Source organism: Acinetobacter sp. WCHAc060006 (assembly GCF_004209135.1).
Lineage (GTDB): Bacteria > Pseudomonadota > Gammaproteobacteria > Pseudomonadales > Moraxellaceae > Acinetobacter > Acinetobacter cumulans.
This window is the reverse complement of record NZ_SGSS01000023.1, coordinates 35157-58348: the sequence shown is the minus strand read 5'-3', so window position 1 is coordinate 58348 and position 23192 is coordinate 35157. Positions and strand designations below refer to the sequence as shown.

The 23192-nt window shown below is 38.2% G+C and carries 22 protein-coding genes; 16 read left to right on the top strand and 6 right to left on the bottom strand.

What is annotated here, in order from left to right; all coding sequences use genetic code 11:
- The 7 genes from EXE29_RS13090 to EXE29_RS13065 all read left to right on the top strand — a co-directional run.
- A partial coding sequence (locus EXE29_RS13090; protein WP_228198804.1) for a DUF2345 domain-containing protein occupies positions 1 to 1750 on the top strand: 1750 nt, incomplete at its 5' end.
- Entirely contained in the window at positions 1751 to 2404 is a 654-nt protein-coding gene (locus tag EXE29_RS13085; RefSeq protein WP_120364817.1) for a type VI secretion system amidase effector protein Tae4, read from the top strand.
- A 53-nt stretch (positions 2405 to 2457) separates the two neighbouring features.
- Positions 2458 to 2766, top strand: coding sequence for a hypothetical protein (locus EXE29_RS13080; protein WP_120364816.1), 309 nt, complete (start codon positions 2458 to 2460; stop codon positions 2764 to 2766).
- A gap of 768 nt (positions 2767 to 3534) precedes the next feature.
- Positions 3535 to 3813, top strand: coding sequence for a hypothetical protein (locus EXE29_RS13075; protein WP_120364815.1), 279 nt, complete (start codon positions 3535 to 3537; stop codon positions 3811 to 3813).
- Positions 3814 to 4156: 343 nt separating this feature from the next.
- Positions 4157 to 4591, top strand: a complete 435-nt coding sequence (locus EXE29_RS13070) for a hypothetical protein (RefSeq protein ID WP_120364814.1) — start codon at positions 4157 to 4159, stop codon at positions 4589 to 4591.
- 92 nt (positions 4592 to 4683) lie between these two features.
- Complete coding sequence (locus EXE29_RS17510; RefSeq protein WP_165382501.1) at positions 4684 to 4842, top strand: hypothetical protein; 159 nt, start codon at positions 4684 to 4686, stop codon at positions 4840 to 4842.
- Positions 4843 to 5497: 655 nt separating this feature from the next.
- Positions 5498 to 6739: a reverse transcriptase domain-containing protein gene (locus EXE29_RS13065; protein ID WP_120364812.1), complete on the top strand. Its 1242-nt coding sequence runs from the start codon at positions 5498 to 5500 to the stop codon at positions 6737 to 6739.
- Positions 6740 to 6780: 41 nt separating this feature from the next.
- Here EXE29_RS13065 and EXE29_RS13060 read toward each other — a convergent pair whose 3' ends face one another.
- Complete coding sequence (locus tag EXE29_RS13060) at positions 6781 to 7560, bottom strand: ferredoxin--NADP reductase (RefSeq protein ID WP_117007769.1); 780 nt, start codon at positions 7558 to 7560, stop codon at positions 6781 to 6783.
- Between the two features lie 106 nt (positions 7561 to 7666).
- Here EXE29_RS13060 and tsaA point away from each other — a divergent pair, with 106 nt between their 5' ends.
- Complete coding sequence (tsaA, locus tag EXE29_RS13055; protein ID WP_171406274.1) at positions 7667 to 8386, top strand: tRNA (N6-threonylcarbamoyladenosine(37)-N6)-methyltransferase TrmO; 720 nt, start codon at positions 7667 to 7669, stop codon at positions 8384 to 8386.
- Positions 8387 to 8395: 9 nt separating this feature from the next.
- Here tsaA and EXE29_RS13050 read toward each other — a convergent pair whose 3' ends face one another.
- Positions 8396 to 9643 carry an MgtC/SapB family protein gene (locus EXE29_RS13050; protein WP_120364811.1) on the bottom strand — a complete coding sequence of 416 codons (1248 nt, stop codon included), beginning with the start codon at positions 9641 to 9643 and terminating at the stop codon, positions 8396 to 8398.
- 240 nt (positions 9644 to 9883) lie between these two features.
- Between EXE29_RS13050 and tfpB the strand changes: the two genes are divergently transcribed.
- The 4 genes from tfpB (at position 9884) to EXE29_RS13030 (ending at position 14336) form a co-directional block, all read left to right on the top strand.
- Entirely contained in the window at positions 9884 to 11641 is a 1758-nt protein-coding gene (tfpB, locus tag EXE29_RS13045; protein WP_117007767.1) for a type IV pilus assembly ATPase TfpB, read from the top strand.
- 182 nt (positions 11642 to 11823) lie between these two features.
- Positions 11824 to 12216 (top strand): NirD/YgiW/YdeI family stress tolerance protein, encoded by a 393-nt coding sequence (locus EXE29_RS13040; RefSeq protein WP_120364810.1) that lies wholly within the window; start codon positions 11824 to 11826, stop codon positions 12214 to 12216.
- Between the two features lie 117 nt (positions 12217 to 12333).
- A complete protein-coding gene (locus EXE29_RS13035) occupies positions 12334 to 13005 on the top strand; it encodes a response regulator transcription factor (protein ID WP_117007765.1) in 672 nt (223 codons plus the stop codon).
- Positions 13002 to 14336, top strand: a complete 1335-nt coding sequence (locus tag EXE29_RS13030; protein ID WP_120364809.1) for a sensor histidine kinase — start codon at positions 13002 to 13004, stop codon at positions 14334 to 14336. Before EXE29_RS13035 ends, EXE29_RS13030 begins: the two co-directional genes overlap by 4 nt.
- 176 nt (positions 14337 to 14512) lie before the next feature.
- Here EXE29_RS13030 and hemP read toward each other — a convergent pair whose 3' ends face one another.
- Positions 14513 to 14683, bottom strand: coding sequence for a hemin uptake protein HemP (gene hemP / locus EXE29_RS13025; RefSeq protein WP_117007763.1), 171 nt, complete (start codon positions 14681 to 14683; stop codon positions 14513 to 14515).
- Positions 14684 to 14829: 146 nt separating this feature from the next.
- Between hemP and EXE29_RS13020 the strand changes: the two genes are divergently transcribed.
- Positions 14830 to 15729, top strand: coding sequence for an NUDIX domain-containing protein (locus tag EXE29_RS13020; protein ID WP_120364808.1), 900 nt, complete (start codon positions 14830 to 14832; stop codon positions 15727 to 15729).
- Between the two features lie 55 nt (positions 15730 to 15784).
- Here the strand turns inward: EXE29_RS13020 and EXE29_RS13015 are convergent, their stop codons facing one another.
- Together EXE29_RS13015 and mrcB are read right to left on the bottom strand one after the other, a co-directional pair.
- A complete protein-coding gene (locus EXE29_RS13015) occupies positions 15785 to 16297 on the bottom strand; it encodes a tetratricopeptide repeat protein (RefSeq protein ID WP_120364807.1) in 513 nt (170 codons plus the stop codon).
- A gap of 68 nt (positions 16298 to 16365) precedes the next feature.
- The gene (gene mrcB, locus EXE29_RS13010) at positions 16366 to 18765 is read right to left on the bottom strand and encodes a penicillin-binding protein 1B (protein WP_120364806.1); all 2400 of its coding nucleotides are present in this window, start codon (positions 18763 to 18765) and stop codon (positions 16366 to 16368) included.
- 152 nt (positions 18766 to 18917) lie between these two features.
- Here mrcB and EXE29_RS13005 point away from each other — a divergent pair, with 152 nt between their 5' ends.
- Positions 18918 to 19856 carry an NAD(+) kinase gene (locus EXE29_RS13005; RefSeq protein ID WP_106986472.1) on the top strand — a complete coding sequence of 313 codons (939 nt, stop codon included), beginning with the start codon at positions 18918 to 18920 and terminating at the stop codon, positions 19854 to 19856.
- A gap of 3 nt (positions 19857 to 19859) precedes the next feature.
- On the top strand, positions 19860 to 20129 hold the full coding sequence (locus EXE29_RS13000; protein ID WP_106986485.1) for a YeaC family protein: 270 nt from the start codon (positions 19860 to 19862) through the stop codon (positions 20127 to 20129).
- 76 nt (positions 20130 to 20205) lie between these two features.
- Here the strand turns inward: EXE29_RS13000 and EXE29_RS12995 are convergent, their stop codons facing one another.
- Complete coding sequence (locus tag EXE29_RS12995) at positions 20206 to 21198, bottom strand: glycosyl transferase family protein (RefSeq protein WP_120364805.1); 993 nt, start codon at positions 21196 to 21198, stop codon at positions 20206 to 20208.
- A gap of 402 nt (positions 21199 to 21600) precedes the next feature.
- Between EXE29_RS12995 and EXE29_RS12990 the strand changes: the two genes are divergently transcribed.
- Positions 21601 to 22947 carry a dicarboxylate/amino acid:cation symporter gene (locus EXE29_RS12990; RefSeq protein ID WP_117007758.1) on the top strand — a complete coding sequence of 449 codons (1347 nt, stop codon included), beginning with the start codon at positions 21601 to 21603 and terminating at the stop codon, positions 22945 to 22947.
- Positions 22948 to 23192: the final 245 nt, after the last annotated feature.

The window sequence follows — 23192 nt, the reverse complement described above, 5'->3', positions numbered from 1 at the left end:
AGAATTTTTAATTACAGAAAAGAAATTTTATAACCAAAATAACTTACCCAAAGACCTCACTGAACAAGTCAATCAACTGATTGAACAAAGCCAGTGGAACATTAAACCCATCCATGAACAGGCTGAGCGTCAGGCCAATCAGCTCACATTACAACGGCGTAATATTGCGACCGTTCCTGCATATAATCCACTCGAACACCGTCCAAGCACCCATCCGCAACGTGCTAAAGTCGTGGGGCCAAGTGGTGAAGAAATACATGTCGATGAATGGGGGCGAATCAAAGTCCGTTTCCTATTTACCCGAAGTGATGACCACAGCCATGACGGCGGTGCAGGCAGTAATGACAATGACACGGACTCTGCATGGGTAGATGTACTCACACCGTGGGCAGGTGAAGGCTATGGCGCAAGATTCTTGCCACGTATTAATGAAATTGTGGTCATCGACTTCTTTGACGGCAATATCGACCGACCATTTGTGGTGGGGCGCATACATGAAGCACAGCGCAGTCCAACCAAGTTTGACAATAAAGGTCAATTACCCGAGACCAAAAAGCTGGCTGGAATAAAAAGCAAGGAAGTACAAGGTGAAGGCTTTGGACAACTGCGCTTTGATGATACGACTGGACAGATATCTACACAATTACAAAGTACCCATGGCGCCACTCAGCTCAACTTAGGAAACCTCAGTCATCCCAAAGAAACTGCAGAAAGTGAAGGTCGAGGCGAAGGTTTTGAACTAAGAACAGACCAATGGGGCGCAGTGAGAGCAGGGGAAGGTTTACTCCTCAGTACCTATAAACAAGACCAAGCAACAGGCACACACTTAGATGCCAAAGAGGCGAAACAACAACTTGAAGGATCCCTCAATAATTCAAAAGCCTTAAGTGAAGTTGCAAAGAATCAGCAAACAGACCCACTTGAAGTCTTGGATAATCTGAAAAACTTCCTTGGACAAATCGAAAAGGGCAGTCAAGAAAAAGCCGATGCTTTTAAACAAGCCTTAATGATTTTATCTGCGTCCAACTCAATTGCGATGACGAGCAATGAAGATATACATGTTTCAGCAGATAGGCAGATCAGCCAAAGTGCTGGGGATAGTATTAATATCAGCAGTCAAAAATCCTTAATTGCCCATGCACAAAGCAAGATCAGTCTATTTGCGGCACAAGAAGGATTACGTGCGTATGCAGGCAAAGGCAAAGTTGAAATCCAAGCCCAAGGAGATGGGGCTGACTTGATTGCCCGTAAAGGTATTCAAATTATTTCGACTGAAGATAGCGTGGAAATTAAAGCCAGTAAGAAAATAGTACTGACTGCAGGTGGCAGTCAAATTGAGATTAGTAGTGCAGGGGTGCTGCCAACGACTGCTGGAAAGTTTGAGGTGAAGGCGGGGCAGCATACGTTTGTGGGAGGGCAAAGCTCACAGAATAACTTACTCACTTTGCCGAATTTAACAAATTTTTCTTTAAAGAAAAAAGTTAAAAAAATTTACTGGAGTTATGGCGAAAACGAAAACCGTATTGGAAATTCTTCAAGATTTTATACTGATGTTAATTTACATATAGAGACCGAAAATTATGCTGATGGTGAAACTGTTGTTATTAAAGTTAAAAATCCAAAGTTTGAAAGAGTCAGTAATCAACAAGAATTTTTACAATTTCAGGCAATTATAAAAAGTGGTACTGCGAAAATTAAGAATATTTTAAAAAATGAAAAATCATTAATTTTGAATGAAGAGTTACTTTAAATGGTTATCGAAGCAGAAGTAGATGGTGTTATATCGGAACCTTTGAAAGTTAATCGGCCAAGATGGACAGATATGGCTATTAATTATCCTAATAATACAATTCATAAAGAAACCTTGTATCCACAAATCTCTAGGGCATTAGGGAGAGAAATAAATAATGATGCATATGCAAATACTTGTGCTTTAAGAATGAGTGCGGGCTTAATCCGGTCAGGTGTACAACTACCGAAAGCACCATCAAAAGGTGGTACAATTGTTGGTGATGATGGAAAGAATTATTGGATACGCGTTAAAGATTTAAAAGCTTATTTATATACGCTGTTTAAAAAACCAGATTTATCAGTAGATTTACCAAAACTTTCCTCTATTAACCCATATGTACCAGAAGAACTTGATCATCGCTTAGATTATGTTAAAAATAATATAATTGAAAAAATTAAAAATAAAAAAGGAATTATTGTTTTTGAAGTAACTGGATGGGGCGATTCAACTGGTCATTTTACGCTATGGGAAGGAGGTGAAAATGGTAAAGGGCTACTATACTCCTCAGATGATCAAAATAATCCAGACTCAGCCACATATTACTTTTGGATGGTTGCTACTGGAAATAATAATGGTATAACGCAAAAAGTAGATTTTTGGGAGTTGAAGTGAGATATATTATATTATTTATATTTTTAAATTCATTTAATGTTCAGGCTAAACCAATGTCGGATGCTGAGTCATTAAAAGCATACACTTTAATGAAATGTTTGCAATATAATCATTCAAATTTAATTTCAGAACAGGATTTTTCATATTTTAGCTTCGAGTTTGTTGGGAATGAAAGATTGGGTTTTGATGAGATTCAGTTAATTGATCAATATGTGTATGAAAAAGTGAAGGGGTATTCTGAAAATAAAGTTTTTTTGAAAAATGATGTTTTACCAAAAAAAGGAAATAATATATTTTATCAATGCTATTTTTTTAATGAGTCAAAAGATTTGAATAAATTAATTAACAAGTATATTAAGTAATTTTAAAAAATAAATATTGTCTATATATTTAAAAACATGGAAAGCTTATTCTAAACGTGAATTAGGTAATTATTGGTCTGATTCTCTACCTAATTTTTTTCTATAATAGACACCTCTTGCATAAATCATTTTTTGAACTTTTAAAATTCATGATGTAAATTCCCATTTCCTTACAGGAGATGGGAAGCACTGATTCGTAAACGAAAGGTTATTTTATGCTTAAAGTCCCTCATCCTCTTGCTCCTCATCCCAAAGGGAGAAGGGACTTTTATTGATATTTTAAGTACCGATTAATGATCATTTTTTGATTTTTGTAAGAACATTAATTTAGAAGAAGCAAATAAAATACTTTATGCAATCTATAGTGCATTATGGTTTTGGTTAAAATATAAAGTTTATATGGTAGATAAAAGACAAGGCTACTCAGATGTCAAAAAAATTACCAAAGTAGTAAATGGTAGTGATAAAGGTCTACATGAAAGAAAAGCAGCATATCTAGAAGCATAAGGAATATTTAAATGAGTATAAAAAATTTTACTTTGTATTTTTTCATTTTTTATCAGATTATAAAATTGCTAAGTCATTTAATAAGGTTTTATTATGTGCTGTTAATGAAATAGATTTAGCATCATGTTAAGTTAATGAACCTAAAAAAGAGCTGTTTTAATTTTCCATGACAAAATAAAAAATTTAACGGAATATAGGTTTGGAAAAAATAAAATTGAATTAAACCAAAATTTACTCCTATAAAAAAAATTTTTGAGATGGATGGATATTGCAACAGATACTGTATATTTTGTTTTTAAAAATGGTATATCATATTATAGTTTAGGTGTTTCTCATGAATCTTACGGGTCAAAAGTATTTTTAGGGGTATTTACGGTTAATAGGAAAAATTTATTTCAAAAAGAATGTACGACGAATTCTTTTGGTGAAGCTAAAGCAAAACTGAAAACTATAAAAGATGTTGAAGATAGCGTTATAAGAGAAAGTGGTTTTGATTTCCCAATAATTTTCTATAAGGCGGACAAATATATTTTTTCTTGATATGTGATTTGTATATATTCTTTCAATTTAATTTGTCTATGAATACAGAAATTTACTAATGAATTATATGAGTTAAATTATTTTTGAAATGAAGGATACTAGCTTGGTTTATCCAAGATGATACATTTCAAGGCGAACGTTCCGTAAGTTGAAGAAATGAGATGTTAAGTAAGGAATTGATGGATTAATGGCCATGAAATTTTCCAAATAGCAAACTAGAAGCCTTAATATTAGAAAGCCGTTTGGCTAAAAAAAATGCTATTTGACTCAAGAAAAAAATAATTAGACTGACGGGATCAATTAAGAAAAAGAATAAACAGGAATTCAACAAAGAGTATAGAAAATGAGTAAATTAACAAAAATGATGTTATTGCCTGTGTCTTTAACCTTAGGTTTAGCTGGGTGTATGGGTATAGGTCCGAATAAAACTTATGTGTTGACAACAACATCATTTAACTACGATCCGAGTTATAGGACTTATATGGTTAAGATGAATGGAGAGGAAATGGGCGGAGGCTTTGGCGGAGCAACAAAGGGCTCTGCAGTAATACTCGGTCCACAAAATATTGCTTGGGGGGAAGATAACAGTAAGCGTAAACATCAAGCCATTAATGCTGTGAATTTAACTAAAGAAGACTTAAAAAATAAACGATATTTAGCGGTACATTTATACCCAGATGACAGTGTAGAAATTACCACGTCGAATGATCTGCCTGACCCGACACAGAAGGGTTTAGATTGGCGGGATAAATTGAGAAAGCAATCTAAGAGCAAATAAACGAAATTTAAAGTGCTGTATTTTTTAAATATATTTCAACAAAGAAATGGATAAGATGAGCACAATAGTATTTAAAATATGAATAGATAAAAATGAAGAAATTAACAAAATTGATAGTATTGCCTGTGTCTTTAACCCTAGGCTTGGCAGGGATTATGGCGGTACTGGGTTTAACGGGTGGTTATGCTGTGATTAAACAGGCGTTGAAAGAGCGTAAGTATAGTAAAATGGAAACCAGTTGTTCAGCTTAATCTAAATATGAAAAAACCGAGTTAATTAGCTCGGTTTTTTATAAATTTTTTTGAAAAACTTGAATTTTTTATAATAATCCCAATAATTTAAGAATCGATTATGCTCTCTCGAGCACCCAATCGCACCTAAAGTCACAGGACGCATCATTGTGTTCTGAGTACTTGGCAATGGCGACCGACAAGGTTTCATCGTTGAGTAAGACGAATAGGAAGCGATATGCTGCTTCTGTCATGGCGAAAACTTGGAAGCATGTAGGTTGTTTGAAAATTTGGAGCATAAATATGATCGATAAAGTCAAAATCTATTTAGCTGATATCTGTTTGTCAGTTTATTTGGGGATGACAGTGTTTATTGGTTGGGATGGTGGAAATATTTCGATACAAATATCGTTGTTTTTCACTTGCTTATACACAATAACACAACATAAAGGGCAGTTATTTTCTGATATAATGAAAAGGGAAATGTGTCTAAAAATGGTCTCGATTTTGAAATCTGGAAACACAAATCAGAATGATATCTCGAGCACCCAATCGCACCTAGAGTCACAGGACGCATCATTGTGTTCTGAGTACTTGGCAATGGCGACCGACAAGGTACAATCGTTGAGTAAGACGAATAGGAAGCGATATGCTGCAACTCTGAAGCTATGTGACCATGACCTTGCAAGAGCATAGTGAAACAGGAATGGAATTTTATCAATATTGTCAACAAGAGTTTGATACCAAGCTAAGTGAATTCAAAGCGAAACTTGGTAAAAAAAAGTCAGCTTTAACATATCATTCAAAATATATAACACTCGATGAATTCCTTGAAGAAAGAGAAAAATACAAAGTAGAAATAATAAACTCTATTAAATTAAACAGGTTTAAATTTGATCCACTCACTCCAATTTTCCTTCCTAAAGGTAAAGATAATTACCGTATGGTATGTGTACCATCAGTTAAAGATCGGTTGATTCAGCTACTTTTTATCTCTTATTTAGAGACAATGAACAAAAAAAATGAGTTACAAACTCGTGATTTTGCTTATGGTGAGATATATGCAAATTTAAAAGGGGTTAAAGCCGCTCACGATAAATTAAAAAATCTGAGAGAAAAATATAAATATGCCTTGAAAACAGATATTGAATCTTTTTTTGACCAATTAGATCGAAATCGCATATTAGCTTTATTTCAGACAAAAATAGGATTACCTAATTTACAGCTTTTTTTTAAAGAAATGATTCAAGCTGACCCACATGTAAGTCTACTTCAAGAAACATCAAAAGAGAAAAATCAAATTTTTGTAGAAATGATAAGAAAAAAAAGAGGACGAGGAATTCGCCAAGGTATGCCTATAGCATCACTCTTAGCATCTTTTTATTTACAGGATTTTGAAAAAACTTTACAAACACATGGGATTGAATTTATTCGTTATGCTGATGATTTAGTAATATTTGCACATTCAAGGAGTACGATTACTCAGCATTTTGCTTTAGTCCGAACAGAATTAGCAAAAATTCATTTATCTATACCCGATATTGGTATGGGAAAAACAGAAGTTTATTCAGCATCAAAAACTCTCATGTTTTTAGGTCTTGAATTAAGAAAAGTAGATCAAGAATATAAGTTATTTATTCCTCAAAAAGCATTTAATGATTTAAATCAAAAAATGATTGCTTTGCAAGGTTATAAGAAGAATACAAAAAGTGGATTAAATTTTTATAAGACTTGTCAAAAAATAGATCAAATTTGTAATGGTTATATAGTTTGTTATGAATTTACAGCAAATTTAGATTCATTTAAGAAGTTTATAGATGAACGAAAACTATCTGTTTATCAAAAGTTATTAGCCCCTTTGGGTATCGACTACATAAAGCTTTCAGCAGAAAAGAAAAAGTATTTTTTCAATGAATAAAAAACCGAGCTAAAAGCTCGGTTTTTTATAAGATGTAAATCTTATTTTTCTACGAATGCACGTTCAATTACGTAGTCGCCTAGAACGCCCATTTTTGGAGATTCTTTCAGACCATGCTGGTCAAGAAGTGCAGCAACGTCGTCTAGGAATGCAGGTGAACCGCAAAGCATTGCACGGTCAGTTTCAGGGTTGAAACGTGGCAGACCGATTTTTTCGAATAGCTGACCAGATTCAATCGCAGTTGTTACACGGCCTTGAGTGTGGAATTCTTCACGCGTTACTGTTGGGTAGTAAACCAATTTTTCTTTCGCGCCTAATTCACCAAAGAATTCGTGATTAGGAATTTCATTTTCAATTAAGTCTTGGTAAGCCAATTCTGAAATGAAACGCGTACCATGCACAACGATGATTTTTTCAAAACGTTCGTAAGTTTCAGGGTCACGAATCACAGAAAGGAATGGTGCAAGACCTGTACCTGAAGAAAGAAGGTATAAGTTTTTACCTGGGTTTAAGTCATCAAGTACTAAAGTACCTGTAGGCTTTTTAGAAACTAAAATTTCGTCGCCAACTTTAACTTGTTGCAAAATAGATGTTAAAGGACCATCTGGCACTTTAATAGAGAAGAATTCAAGTTCTTCTTCATAGTTTGCACTAGCAATAGAATAAGCACGCATTAAAGGCTTACCGTTTACTTCAAGGCCGATCATCACAAATTGACCGTTTTTAAAACGTAGTGCAGTGTCGCGAGTCGTTTTAAAAGAAAATAAAGTGTCATTCCAGTGGTGAACGTGAGTAATCTTTTCGACGTTGAAAGCAGCCATTAAAGGTCTCAATAAAATTATCAAATTAGAACAGCTTACTATTCTAATCTAAAATCATTCTCGATAAACTGAATATATTTAATTGAGCTTATCAGAAAAAGTGATTATGTCGGGTTTGAATTTGCCAATTATTGGTTATATGCGTTCTCCTTACCAAGAAAAGTTCGGAATACCGCGTCAGCCGAATTTGGTGCAGGTTGAGTCATATATAGAAATGACAGGTGAATATAATACCTTGCTGGCATTTGAAGGAATTGAAGCCTTTAGTCATTTATGGCTGATTTGGCAGTTTCATGACAATAAAAATCAGGATACTCAAAAGTTCCGTCCGCAAGTACGTCCACCACGCCTAGGAGGCAATCAAAAAATAGGTGTCTTTGCTACGCGGAGCATGTATCGACCTGCGCCGATTGGTTTATCTGTAGTACAGCTGAAGAAGGTGGAAAAAGTTGGAAAATCTGTACGGGTTTATGTGCAAGGCAGTGATTTACTCAACGGCACGCCCATTGTAGATATTAAACCTTATATACAGTATTCGGATGCTGTGGCCGATGCACAAAGTGGTTATGCACAAGACGAGCCTAGGCGTAAAGTGGTGTTATGGCAGCAAGTCGCAGAGCAACAAAAAATTCACTTAGTGCAGACCCAAAAAATTGATGTACAAAAATTGCAAGAGCTTGAACAAGTATTGGCACTTGATCCGCGGCCTGCATATCAGGAAGATGCAAAGCGTGTTTATAAAATGCGCTTTGCTAATGTTGATGTTGCATTTACCGTAAGCGTTGAAGCAGTACATATTTGTGAGCTTAATACAGTAATTGAATAGCGTTGTTCCTTATAGGCAATACAGGAGCGTGATGAGCACAGCAATATGCAAAATTTGAATTGGTGCAAAGTAGGCAAAATAGCGATAACCGCCCGTGATAAATGCATTGATGGATTTAGCAATTGCATGTGCAATCATCCCAAGAACAAATGCATAAAATACGGTGCTATTGTCGGGCGTACCTTGTATTACAACAGTTGCCATCGCGGCATGAATTTCAAATAAAGATGCTAGTAAGGTTCCAAGAATTAAACCTGCATCGCCCAAACTCAAATTAAGCGCGTAAACACCTGCTTGAATCAGCGTTAAGGTTAAGGCGATAATTGCAGCCTCTTTTAAGCTAAACATACGGCTGTCTAAATCTTGATTTGGCGTTATGAGAGGAGCATCTCTTAATAAGAGCCATGCACAGGTTGCCAAAACGACTGTGGCGATGAGAGTAGCAATCACAATGCTTTTTAGCCACAGCATACTCAGACCAGCCACAATAATTAGTAATTGCAATAGTGTAGCGACACAAGACATGAGTGCAGCACCAGCATTGTGTTTTGCATTGGCACGTCCAGCGCGAACTTCCATGCCTAAGCTTGCAACCGTGGCAGTGCTAGACACAAAACCCGATGCAATAGCAGACAGCATCATGGCATTTTTAGAAGACAATAAACGTTTTGCAATATGTGCTAAGGATTGCACGACCAAGATCAGTGTAAGAAGTTTTAAAATAATATAAGGATTAAGTACGTCGCCCCACAGTGGGGTATTGGGAGTAAGTGGAAGTGCGATTAGGATTAATGCCAATAAACACAGACCATCTCTAAATTCTGCTTCAGTAATCCATTTTCCTGCAAAGCTGTGCATGGAATGTTTGGCTCTTAAAATGATGGTTAACCCCACAGATAAACCTGCAGCCAAAGGCATATTCCATAAACATAGTGCCCCAATAAAATAGGTCATCATAAAAGCCAGTTCTGTGGTAATGCCTGGGTCATCCGTTTGGTTTTTAATTGAAAACACAACCATTGCACCCACAATGGCCGCGCCCATTAATCCAATATGCTGACCAAATAAAAAACAGAGTGCGCCAAGCAAGGCACAAATGGCAAAGGAGCGAAGTCCTGCAAAGCTGTGCTGATTTTCACGTTGTTTACTACGTTCACGTTCTAAACCAATGAGTAAGCCGCAACCTAGTGCAGATGCAAATATAGAAAGCAATGTAGCAAATGAGCCTGGAAATTGTGTGGCAAATGAATAATCCAAAAGGTCACCAATACTATCGTTATTATCTAGATGTGCTTGAAATATAGGCGAAGTTTTGAATGTCTTTCAAGCGTTATATTGCTCAAAATAAGAAATATCCTTATTTATTTTAAGGTTTTGGTTTGGGCAGATTAATAAGGCAGGACCATTAAATACTTTTAGGTGTTAATTGATGGTTTATTGATATAAAAAGCAAGGTGAAACTTGTTATAGTAAAAGTCTGTTTGGGGACTGAAAATAATGATACATAATTTTGAAATTGACACGGTTTGGTGTTTAGAGCAATTAGAAAAAGATGGCCGAATTACCGAGCGCGATCGATTATTAATTCAAACGACACATCGTCAACGTGAACAACTGAAATGGCATCCATTACAGTGGATTTCAAATTTTAATTTGCCTGATCAAAGTCACCCACAGTCGGTTTTAACGCTGAATCGCTTATGTCAGTGGTTGGCAGAAAAAAGCCAGCTACCTTTTTATATTATTGATCCATTAAAAGCGGATGTAGCAGCATTAACCAGTGTGATGTCGCAAGAGTTTGCATTTCGAAATCGTATTTTGGCTGTTGAGTTACAAAATGATGTGGTGCTGATTGCCACAGATCAACCGTATAAAATGGAGTGGATGGCCAATTTAGAACGTACGGTACTACCGCGTAAAATTCAACGCGTATTGTTAAATCCTGAGCAATTACAGCGTTATTTGGTCGAATATTATCAGGTCAGCCGTGCGGTGAATAATTCGCAAAAAACCTCGGCTTATGATCGTGATAATAAAGGCGTGGAAGCTTTACTCCAGCTAGGGGATACGCAAAACCCAGATGCCAATGATCAGCACATTGTGAAGTTAGTCGATTGGGTACTGCAATTTGCCTTTGAACAAGGAGCAAGTGATATACACCTTGAACCACGTAAAGAAGCAGGTAAGGTGCGTTTTCGTATCGATGGGGTATTGCACACCATTTATAATATGCCAGCCAATACACTGACCGCAGTCATTTCACGTATTAAAATTTTAGGTCGAATGAATGTGGCTGAAAAGCGTAAACCGCAAGATGGCCGTTTAAAAACCCGCACACCAAAAGGCCAAGAAACGGAATTACGTTTATCAACCTTGCCAACGGCATTTGGTGAAAAACTGGTGATGCGTATTTTTGACCCTGAAGTGTTGGTACGAAGTTTTCAGCAGTTGGGTTTTGAAGGGCGTTTGCAAAATGCGTGGAATGAACTGACCAGCCATAGTCATGGCATTATCTTGGTGACTGGTCCAACAGGTTCGGGTAAAACTACTACGCTGTATTCATCTCTTAAACAATTGGCTACAGATGAAGTGAACGTGTGTACCATTGAAGACCCGATTGAAATGTTAGAACCTAGCTTTAACCAAATGCAGGTCAATACAGGCATTGATTTGGGTTTTGCTGATGGTGTACGAGCTTTAATGCGTCAAGACCCTGACATTATTATGGTGGGGGAGATTCGTGATCACGACACAGCCAACATGGCCATCCAAGCGGCATTAACAGGTCATTTGGTATTGTCTACGCTACATACCAATGATGCGCCGTCGAGTTTAACCCGTTTACATGATTTAGGTGTGCAACCCTTTTTGACGGCAGCAACCATATTGGGTGTTTTGGCACAGCGCTTAGTGCGGAAACTATGCCCGCATTGTAAGCAAGAAACTTTTATTGATCATCAAGAGTGGAAGCATCTCACATTCGATTACAACATTGATATGCCAGATTTTGTGTGTAAGGCTGTTGGGTGTGATGAATGTCGCAATACAGGCTATAAGGGGCGAGTAGGTATTTATGAGTTTATGCCACTGAGTTTGGAAACCAAGCAACTGATTGGCGCCAATGCAGATCTAACTAAACTTCGTTACCAAGCTCGTAAAGAAGGCATTGAACCGTTAAGAATTGCAGGTGCACGTAAAGTGATGGCTGGTGTAACCACCTTAGAGGAAGTGCTACGTGTTGTGCCTTTAAACTAAGCACTAGGCATTTGCATATATGTCTGATGGTCTAAAATGCTTCTTGTTTTAATGGGGTGTGATTTATTTAGTGTGTCCAGTTTCATACGCAAGATGATTTGATCCTAAGATTCACCTCATCTTACTTTGTTTAAATGCAGTTATCGAATCAAGCATTGAACATTTAAACAGAGGAAATGAGCATGAACACATTAACTAAATCATTGGTTGCAACCGTTTTTGCAGGTGTAGCTGTGTATGCGGTTGCAAACCCAACAGCACCACAAACCAAGGTAAATGCGCCAGCCATCATTCAACAAGCTATTGCTGCACCAGCATTGGTAACTGTAAAGCAAGCTTTGACTTTAAAAGATGATACTGAGGTTCAGTTAAAAGGCTATGTTGTGAAAGCCTTAGGTGATGAAAAATATCAATTCCGTGACAGCACTGGCAGCATTAGCGTTGATATCGATGATAAGTTGTGGCAAGGCAAAGCGATTTCTGCCAAAACACCGGTTGTGATTATGGGTGAAGTGGATGTTGATTTACTACCGACCAAACACGTAGAAATTGATGTTGATCACATCAAATTTTAAGAGCACGTAGATCACCCAACAGAAAACCGTATGCGTGCATACGGTTTTTTTATTATGCTGACAGAATAAAAAGCAGATAGATTTTGATTGCCCACCACCAATGTAAGGAATATCAGCATGCGTATATTACTGGCTGAAGATGACGCTTCCCAAGCACAGAGCATTAAAGCTTGGTTAGAAATGGATGGTTATAGCTTAGATTGGGTGGCACGTGGGGATCATGCAATTTTGGCTTTACAACAACATCAATATGATTGTGTGTTGTTAGATCGAGGCTTGCCTCAAGCAACAGGCGATGACGTTATTGTGGCATTACGTAAAACGCAGCCACAAACGCCAGTCATCTTTATTACAGCCAAAGACAGCATACAAGACCGTGTCATTGGATTAGATTTAGGTGCAAATGACTATTTGATTAAGCCATTTAGTTTAGATGAACTTTCTGCACGCATACGTGCACAACTTCGTTTAAAACAAGCCGAACAGACTCAAGCCAATATCATCAGCTTTGACAGCTTAAAGTTGGATGTGCAGGCGAAAACTTTATATAGGGCTGCAGAACGCATAGATTTAACCGCCAAAGAGTTTCAGATTTTATATAAATTGATGCAACGACCTGAGCATACCGTGAGCCGAGATAGGCTCGAGGAGTCCTTATATGCATGGGGCGATGAAGTCGAAAGTAATGCAATTGAAGTGTATATCTACCAATTAAGAAAAAAAATTGGCAGTGAATATATCAAGACGATCCGTGGTTTAGGTTATCGCATGAATAGGGCTACATCATGAGCCAAGCTAAGATTTCACTCCAGCAAAAGCTGATTAAGACCTCCTTATGGAGTTCGATTTTGGCAGGTGCAATTGCACTATGTTTGCTATTTGCATTGTCGGCCTATCAGACGATGGATACGCAAGACGCCATTATGGATGAAATAGCCGATTTTCTGGTCGCTCAGACGCAACCCACACAGTCGAGCCAAACTATAGGTGAACTCAGTAAGGAGTTTGATATTTCCTATGTGGTTCAACATCAGCAACGGATCTTGGCACAATCTAAACTTGAAGATCAGCATGATGTGAGCGCTTTTGTATCGGAACGTATAGTTGATGATTACGGCTTTTATTGGCAAGACAGGCAACTGTGGCGTAGTTATAAGCGAATAGACTCAGAATCACAGCGTGAAGTACTCATGCTTCAACCGATGCAAGAACGGGTTGAATTGTTATTACAAAGCGTGTTGGGCTATGCCGCGGTTTTACTTTTGTTGTGGGGTCTACAGTGGGTGCTGTTAAAAGTATTGATGAAGCGAGATTTTGCAGTTATTCGGCAGTTTTCAGAACAAATCTCCTTAAAAAATCCGAAAGAATTGAGTCCGATTGATGCCAGTCAGCCTGCAATCATCGAGCTAGAGCCTATACGCTTGCAATTAAATTCCTTAATGCAACGATTAGGGCGTGCCTTAGAAGCAGAACATCGTTTTACTGCAGATGCCTCGCATGAGTTACGCTCACCGTTGTCTGCCATTCAAATGCGTTTGCAAGTACTACGCCGTAAATATCAAGATCATCCACAATTGGCAACAGAAATGTTGGCCATACAGCAAGATGTCAGCCGTGGAACTCAGGTCTTAGAAAATTTACTCTTATTGGCACGTTTAGATCCGTCCAAGGAGGAGGATCTTCCCAAAACTCAGGTTGATGTACAAGCAATCACAGAGCAGTTATTGAATGACTATCAAGAGTCTTTGCAACAGCACCATTTGATACTTCATAGTCAGTTAGAGCCTGTGACCATTGAAGCGAACGCAGAGTTATTGCAAATATGTTTGCGTAACTTAATCGACAATGCGGTGCATTACACTCCTGTTCAAGGCACCATACAGATTCGCTTGCAACAACAGGGTTATCACTGTTATTGGCAAATTGATAACTCAGGTGAAGGCTTAGACGAAACCGTGATACAGCACTTTGGAGAGCGCTTTTATCGCGTATTGGGAAGCCAAGTACAAGGCAGTGGTTTAGGGCTTTCGATATGTAAAAAAATTGTTGAATTACATCAAGGCCAAATAAATTTTTCAGCGTCTGAATTGGGTGGGCTCAAAGTTCTCTTATCTATATAAAGCGGGTTGAGTGAGTAGAGTGATGCAGACTGTGGGAACTAAATAATTTCATTGTCGGTGTGATCAATATATACATTACGTTCGTGTGGAAAATTGTTTTAATCTGGATGTAAAAAAGCAGTATGCGCTGACTCATACTGCTTGTTCCCACGTTTATTATTATTAGAAACTGAAAATTATTTAGTTAAAATAAGACGGTTATTGCGTGTTAAACGTAAACGGTATTCTTCGCCTGCATGCATAATGCGAATTTCACGGCCCAATGCAAATAAGTTATTAGAATGTAGCATTGGTAGTGCATGATGAGTTTCGTTAGAACGAGTAAATAAGCTAAAAGGTGCGTTCATTATTATGTGCTCCGTGGTGGGTTGTGAATGAATTAAATGATAATCATTATCGAATAGGCCTGTCAACGGTAAATGATAATATTTTAAAAAAATTATAAAGCTGTTTACACTTAAACATATTTCGTCAGATTTTGAGATGTTGCTTTATGGCTAAACCAAATTTGCACATAGCAATTGCTATTTTATTACATCAAGACCAAGTGCTGGTTGGCTGGAGAGATGCACAGCAACATCAGGGCAATAAAAATGAATTTCCAGGTGGTAAGGTGGAAGAGGGTGAAAGCCCTGTAGAAGCATGTAGCCGAGAAGTGCTTGAGGAAGTTGGAATTAATTTAAGTGAATGGCATCATTTTGATTTTATACGCCATGAATACGACGATGTAATTGTGAATTTGCATATATTTCATGGGGTAGTTCCGAGCAGTATGCTGGAATCGATTCGTGAACCATGGCAATGGTATCGCCGTGATGAACTACTTGATTTAAACTTTCCCAAAGCCAATAAAGCCATGTTAAAGCGTTTGTATTGGCAACAGATTATTAAAATTTCAGATCAATTGAGTCAATTGGCGGAAGTGGATGACACAAAGCTGATGTATTGGCGCACGGATGCCACACAGCAACAGCAAATTGAGTTATCAGAAATTAAGTTGGAAGATTTGTCACGATTGATTGTGAATATTGAACTTTGGAAAAAGTTAAATAGCGTGCAACAGCAAAGTATGGGGGCGGTTCATTTAAAACAGCAACAATGTCTGCAACTCAACAAAGGTGATTTACAGCAAGGCGTACGTTATATTGCTGCCTGTCATGATTTGGCTTCTGTCTTGCATGCTAGCCGTATAGGTTGTGATGCTGTATTACTCAGCCCTGTAAAGCATACTGAGACACACAGCGAAACTCAGCCACTTGGGTGGCAGGCTTTTGCAAGCATTGCACAGCAGGTGGATATTCCAGTCTTTGCATTGGGTGGAATGCATAGTGCAGATCTGATTGAAGCGAAGCAACATCATGCTTATGGTATTGCTGGAATACGCTTTGTTTAAGTGATTGCTTTAAGCGTGAATAATCTAAGATAACAAGCTGGCTCAAAGGGCGAGTTTATAGTCCTTTGAGCACGTGTAACGCTTTATTTACCGTTGCAGTATTGTTTTGTTTTTGCCCAGACTTAAGAATCACTTGCCATAATTGTTTTTTCATAGCATCGGTTTGTGCATAACTTAAACCCCGCTGTGCCAAAGCTTGTGCATTGGCTGCTTGGTTTTTACGGTTAGCAATAAGGGCTAAGTATAAAAAGCTTTCAGCAGATTGAGGGGCTAAGCGCTGTGCTTGATTGGCTAAACTCTCTGCTTGATTCAGTTCGCCTTTTGCGTATGCAGTTTGCGTTTGTTGCATCAATTTTTGAAAAGCAGGTAGGTTTCGACCATCATCAAACTTTTGGCTAGGTGCTTTTTTCTCAGGAATAATAATCTGCTTACGTTTAATTTCAGGCACATCATAAGGATGAATGACCACACCATCCGCAGCTTGAATTGGTTTATTGATTGGTGCTTTGTTTGAAACTTCTGTTTTTTGCTCAGGCGTTGGTACGCTTTGACAGCCAACCAACGCCATAAGGCAGACAACTAAACTGAGTTTGCTTACATCACAATGTAATTGCAATTTATTCAATATGACACACCTTAATTTGCATAGTTCCCGCTTGAAATCATTCGGGGTTGATTCGATGAATCAGCATCAGTATCCGATTCGCTTTCATGGATATAACCACCATCTGAATAATTATCATCTTGCGGTACTGAAGGCTGTGTAGAATCGATATTAATTGTGTTTTGTTCTGATTCATATTGTGAAGCAGCACATGCTGATGCACGTGTTGGTATTGAATTACGATTCAAAGGAATATAGACCGCGTTATTACAGCCTGAAGCAGACAAATCACTTGAACCACTATCAATCCATTGCCATGTCACTGCATCAGGTTGACGCAAATTTACCGGTTTTTGACGTAATTGTTTCATCACATTGGTCCAAACTGGTAGTGCACCTGAAGAACCAGTAAGACCTGTCGCTTTGTTATTGTCTAAACCTAACCATACTACGGTTGCATAATTTCCAGAGTAACCAGCAAACCATGAGTCACGTGTATCATTGGTGGTGCCTGATTTACCTGCTAAGCCTAAAGATGACGGTAATGTTGCATAAGCAGAGCGACCAGTACCTGCACGCATAACTTGCTGTAAACCGTAGTTCAGAATGTATGCATCGGATGGATCAATTGTTGGTTGTACAGATAAACTATAACGATCAAGCAAATGACCGTTTGCATCCACCACAGAGCGAATGGCTTTAACAGGGTATTTGAAACCACCTGTTGCAAAGTTGCCATAAATACTCATCACTTCCAGTGGTGACATATCAACAGCACCCAAATATATCGATGGATAGTTTGGAATAGTTGAAGTGACGCCAAATTTTTTCAAGTGATTGATAAATGTTGACATACCAAATTCTTGACCTAAACGCACGGCAGATAAGTTGTATGAATTCGCAAGCGCCGTCATCATTGGCACAATACCATGTTCACCACCGCTGTAGTTTTTAGGCGTCCAAGTTTTTCCTTCGCTTTGAATGTTAATTTGTGAATCTTCAATTGGGCTGGCCCAGTTATAACGATTAGACTCGATTGCGCTGAGGTAAATGACAGGCTTGAGTAAAGAACCGACCTGACGTTTAGCATCCAGTGCACGGTTAAAGCCTGTAAATTCTTGAGTAGAACCAACAGCGGCAACCAGTTCGCCATTTTCTGGGTGCGTCACCAGTACTGCACCTTGTAAATCTTTTAAACGTGCAGGATTACTTTTGGTTAAATTGGCAACTGAGATTTTAAAACTGTCTTGAATTCGTGTTTGAGCAATCGGATCTAGAGTTGTAAAAATACGTAAGCCTTGATTGGTCAAGTCGCCTTCTTGGTATTCCGTACGTAATTGACGACGGACAATATCTAAGAAATCAGGGAAGCGGGCAGGGCCTAGAGTTGGTTTTGCCAATACATTTAATGGACGTGCAATTTCAGTTTCATACTGCTCTTGGCTTAGCGTACCCATAACCAACATATTATTTAAGACAATATCACGACGCTTTTTAGCCCCTTCAGGGTTACGCCACGGATTAAATAAAGTTGGACCTTGTACCAAACCAACCAAATAAGCTTGCTGTGCAATATTCAACTCACGTAGAGGCAAACCAAAGTAGAACTGTGATGCCAAGCCATAGCCGTTGATAGAGTAGTTTCCATTTTGGCCTAAGTTCACTTCATTTAAATAAGCTTCTAAAATTTCATTTTTGTCATAGTGTAATTCAATCAACAGCGCCATAAGTGCTTCGTTGACTTTACGTTTTAAGGTTTTTTCAGGGCTTAAATAGAAATTCTTAACCAACTGTTGTGTCAGGGTTGATCCGCCTTGACGTTTACCACCTGTCAAATTACTCACTAAGGCACGTGCAGTACCACGTACAGAAATACCGTGGTGTTTATAGAAATTACGGTCTTCTGTGGCAATCAGTGCATTAATTAAAGGCTGTGGTACATTTTTTAATTTAATCAGTACACGGTCTTCGTTGTGCTGTGGGTAAATACCACCAATCAGCATTGGCTCTAAGCGAACAATACCTGTTGACGATGGTTTAGTTGCGCTTACATCGGCAATGGCATTTTCATTAAAGGCAATTTTAAGTACTTGCTCAGGCTCGACGCTATCACCAAAGTCAAAACCACGCGTGTGTACATACATTTCATTTCCTGAAACAACGTAACTTCCGGTTTTGGCATAACTTTCAGTGTTTTTATAGCCCAGCATTTTAAGTTCTTGGCTTAAATCTTCTTGGTTTACAGGGGCGTTCGTATAGATTTCTAAAGGGCGAGCAAATACTTTCGCAGGAATATCCCAGCGTTGGCCTTCAAATTTTGTACGTACAATGTTATCAATACGAATAAGATAGACACTCATTGCGACAAACATGCCAATGATAAGTACACAAAAAATGAAAGCAATTATGCCTATGCCACGTTCAGACTTCATAAACTATGATAAGACCCTGATAAATTGTGCTAATCATGCGAAGCTTTTTGTTAATTTGCAATATTTAAACTGTATAAGAATGCAAAATATACAGTGAAATCCGTTGTAATGAATGGCTTTAAAGTTTTTTTTAAAACAAATGCGTTAATGCTATGATAGGCATGAAGCGTAGTGGAGCAAAGGCGCAGGTGCAAATTTCACACAAATCATTTAGAAATATTGGACTAATAGGACGTCCAGATAAAGTTTCTGTAGTGGATACTTTATGTCTCATTCATGACCATCTTTTAAGTCTAGGTCTGCATCCTGTATTTGATAATGCAACTGCAGCTTTGGTGCCATATACCAATACGCAGACGGTCAGTAAGGCGCTATTAGGCGAAGTTGTTGATCTGGTGATTGTCGTTGGTGGCGATGGTTCACTCCTGCATGCTGCACGTTCACTGGTCAAGCACAATACACCTGTTATTGGGGTAAACCGTGGTCGCTTAGGTTTTTTAACCGATATCAAACCAACAGAAGTATTATTTAAGCTTGATCAAGTGTTAAAAGGTGAGTTTCAGCTGGATCGTCGATTCTTATTAGAAATGGAAATCCGCTCAAAAGGTGAAACAATCTACGATGCCATAGCACTCAATGATGTAGTGCTGCATTCGGGTCGCTCTGTACACATGATCGACTTTGAGCTGAATATCGATGGGCAGTATGTTTACCGTCAACACAGTGATGGCTTAATCGTTTCAACGCCGACAGGCTCAACAGCGTATGCTTTGTCTGGCGGTGGCCCAATTGTACATCCAAGTATGGATGCGATTGCCTTAGTCCCTATGCACCCACATACTTTGTCATCACGTCCGATTGTGGTGGGCGGGCACAGTGAAATTAAAATTTTGATTCGTGAAAACCGTGTATTGCCTATGGTGAGCGCAGATGGTCAAAATAGTGTTTCATTAAATGTGGGGGACAGTTTACATATCCGTAAACATCCATTTAAACTTAATCTACTCCATCCACCAGGCTATGACTTTTATATGGCATGCCGGACTAAACTTGGTTGGAACCAAGATTTTGACTCATTAAAACAGGATTAGATGATGAATATTGAACAAATGCTGGCCGTACTCGATCCTGAAATTGTTAGTCGTTTGAAAACGGCAATTGAAATTGGTAAATGGCCTAATGGCGTGGCGTTGACAAAAGAACAACGTCAAACCTGTATGCAAGCAGTTTATGCGTGGGAAGCTAAAAACTTACCTGAAGATGAACGTAGTGGTTATATTGACCGTGGCACGAAAGAAGAAGATGAGCATTGCGACTCTCATGATCATGCTGAAGAAGAATTTAAGCCAATTAAATTTATTTAAAGTAATAACGGTATTTTTGCTCAATAAAAAAGGATGCTTAGCATCCTTTTTTTTATGGCGTTATTCACCGCAATATTTAACGTGCCTGCCAAAGTTTACGAGCATGTTGCATTGCAGTTGGGTAGTCTGCACAAACACCCATGGTATATAAAGCAATGCCCATGGTTTCAATCACCGCAACTTCGCCGTACTCATGTGTGCGTTGGCCTTCCCAAACAGCTTTAAATACCGCAAGGTCGAGTTCTTCTTCGATAGGACTACGGTTGTCTGTGAGCTTTGCTAACTCATGTTCATATAGCTCGCCATTTTGGATGCCACAAATTAAAGTTTTAGCATCTGGATTGCGTTCAAACTCGCCACCTTCTCCTTTAATAACGGCACTATTTTGATAACCTAAGCGGTAGGCAGACTGTTGGTGTGAACTGCGATATGCAGGATGGAAAATCGCTTGCAAGGTGGCTTTGGCATTAAAAGGATTAATTAAACGCGCAAGTGTATGAATTGGTGAGCGTAAGCCCATAACATTACGCAGTGCAATTAAGTCACTTAGAATTGGTGAAATAGCATGTAAAGGTAAATAGGCAAAATTACTTTGCTTCAGTGCAGTTTCAACTTCAGTATCTGTTTGGCAGATTGGATAGCCTAAATATTCGAGAACTTGCTCTGTATAAACACGGTTAAGCGTGTGGCCAGAAGCCCCATGCATGACAATTTTATAGCCGTTTTTCGCAAGTGTTAGTGCTGCCAATAAAAACCAAGGATAGTGTTTACGCTTACCTGCATAAGATGACCAATCTAAATCTACAGCAAGAGGCTTAAAGTTAAGTTGATCTCGGGTTGCTTGCACAAAGCCTGCAAGTTCATCCACAGATTCTTCTTTGACACGTAACAACATGAGAAATGCACCCAATTGCACGTCCAAGACTTCATCTTTTAAAATCATGCTAAAAGCTTGATAGGCTTCCTCATAGCTTAATGAGCGTGCGCCATTTTTGCCTTTGTCAATAATACGTACAAACTGTGCAAAGGAATGTTCAAAATCTTGATAAATATTTCGTTTGGTATTCATAAATATATTTTCAGGCTATGCATGACATTTGAGCCTAGTTTACGTGTATGCATGCAAGATTTCAGCTTGATTTTGGCGCTAAAACTAGCACTTATGAGACTATAGTCTAAGAGGTTGTGTTTGTTATTTAACCTAAATTAACAATTATGGGAAAACAAAAAACTAAAAAACAGGTAAAATTTAAACCAATTCGAGTGTATTACTCATCTCCTGATCCATTCTGATTTTTTATCAGGTCCTGAAGTAATTATTAAAATTACGTATACACATTTTTCTGTATTTAGCATGCTAAATATATAGGCATTCTTTTGTCTGGGCAAAAGGGTTTCAACTGTTTATTTGTGTTAAATAAACAAAAACTGAATATTTCTTATCATGAGAAATATGTAGTGAAGTATTATCATGACCAAAAAACCAATTTATAAATCACTTTATTTTCAAGTGATTGTTGCTATTTTTTTAGGTGTTTTGGTGGGGCATTTCTCACCAAGTTCAACTGAAATTGTAAATGGTGTTAAGCAAAGCGTACCTGGTTTGGGTGAGCAATTAAAACCATTGGGTGATGCTTTCATTAAGCTCATTAAAATGATTATTGCGCCAGTTATTTTCTGTACCGTCGTGAGTGGTATCGCGGGCATGGAAAGCATGAAATCTGTAGGTAAAACAGGTGGTATTGCGCTGTTATATTTTGAAATTGTTTCTACATTTGCATTAGTAATTGGTTTACTTGTAATTAACATTGCTAAACCTGGTGTAGGCATGAATATCGACCCAGCAACTTTAGATACTTCAGGTATTTCAAAGTATGTTGAGTCGGGTGCTTCGCAGTCCACAGTTGATTTCTTAATGCATATTATTCCTAACACAGTTGTTGGAGCATTTGCAGAAGGGGAGATTCTACAAGTATTGCTATTTGCTTTACTCTTCGGTTTTGCACTGCATAAACTTGGCGATGCAGGTAAACCTGTATTGAAGTTTATCGATCAAATCTCACATGTTTTCTTTAACATTGTAAACATGGTGATGAAGCTTGCACCGATTGGTGCATTTGGTGCAATGGCATTTACGATTGGTAAATATGGTATTGGTTCGTTAGCGCAATTGGCGCAATTAATCATTTGTTTCTATGTGACCTGTTTGCTGTTTATTTTTATTGTACTGGGCGCAATTGCACGCTTCTGTGGTTTCAGTATTTTAAAAATGATTCGTATGATTCGAGAGGAACTACTCATTGTGCTGGGTACATCTTCTTCAGAATCTGTACTGCCGCGTATGCTGAAAAAGCTCGAAATTGCAGGTTGTGAGAAGTCTGTTGTAGGTTTGGTTATTCCAACAGGTTATTCATTTAACTTGGATGGTACGTCTATTTACTTAACTATGGCAGCAATCTTTATTGCCCAAGCAACCAATACCCATTTAGATTTGGCACATGAAATTACATTACTTGCAGTATTGTTGATTTCATCTAAAGGTGCGGCTGGGGTTACAGGTTCGGGCTTTATTGTTATGGCTGCAACTTTATCAGCAGTTGGCCATATTCCTGTGGCTGGTTTAGCATTGATTTTAGGTATTGACCGTTTCATGTCTGAAGCACGTGCATTAACTAACTTGGTTGGTAACTCATTAGCAACAATTGTGGTTGCAAAATGGGTAGGTCAATTGGATGTTGAAAGCCTCAATTATTATTTGGCAAATCCAGAAGAAGTTGACCGCAAAATGCTTGAAGAGCAAGACCAAGCACATGCTTAATTCGGCAGAAGTTTAAAGTTGGGTTTAGAAAAGGAAGCTTTGGCTTCCTTTTTTATTGTTTATTGGGTGATATAGAACTTCTTGCAAGACATCATGTCATGGCATTCAGCCAAGTCATTTTTGTTGTGTTCAGCTGTGGGCCATTGGAAAAATATACATTTTGAACGCAAAAGTTTTCCTTCATGACGTGCCTCTAAAACTCCTCTAGGATGGGAGTATTCAAAAACAACAATCTGAAAAGGAAC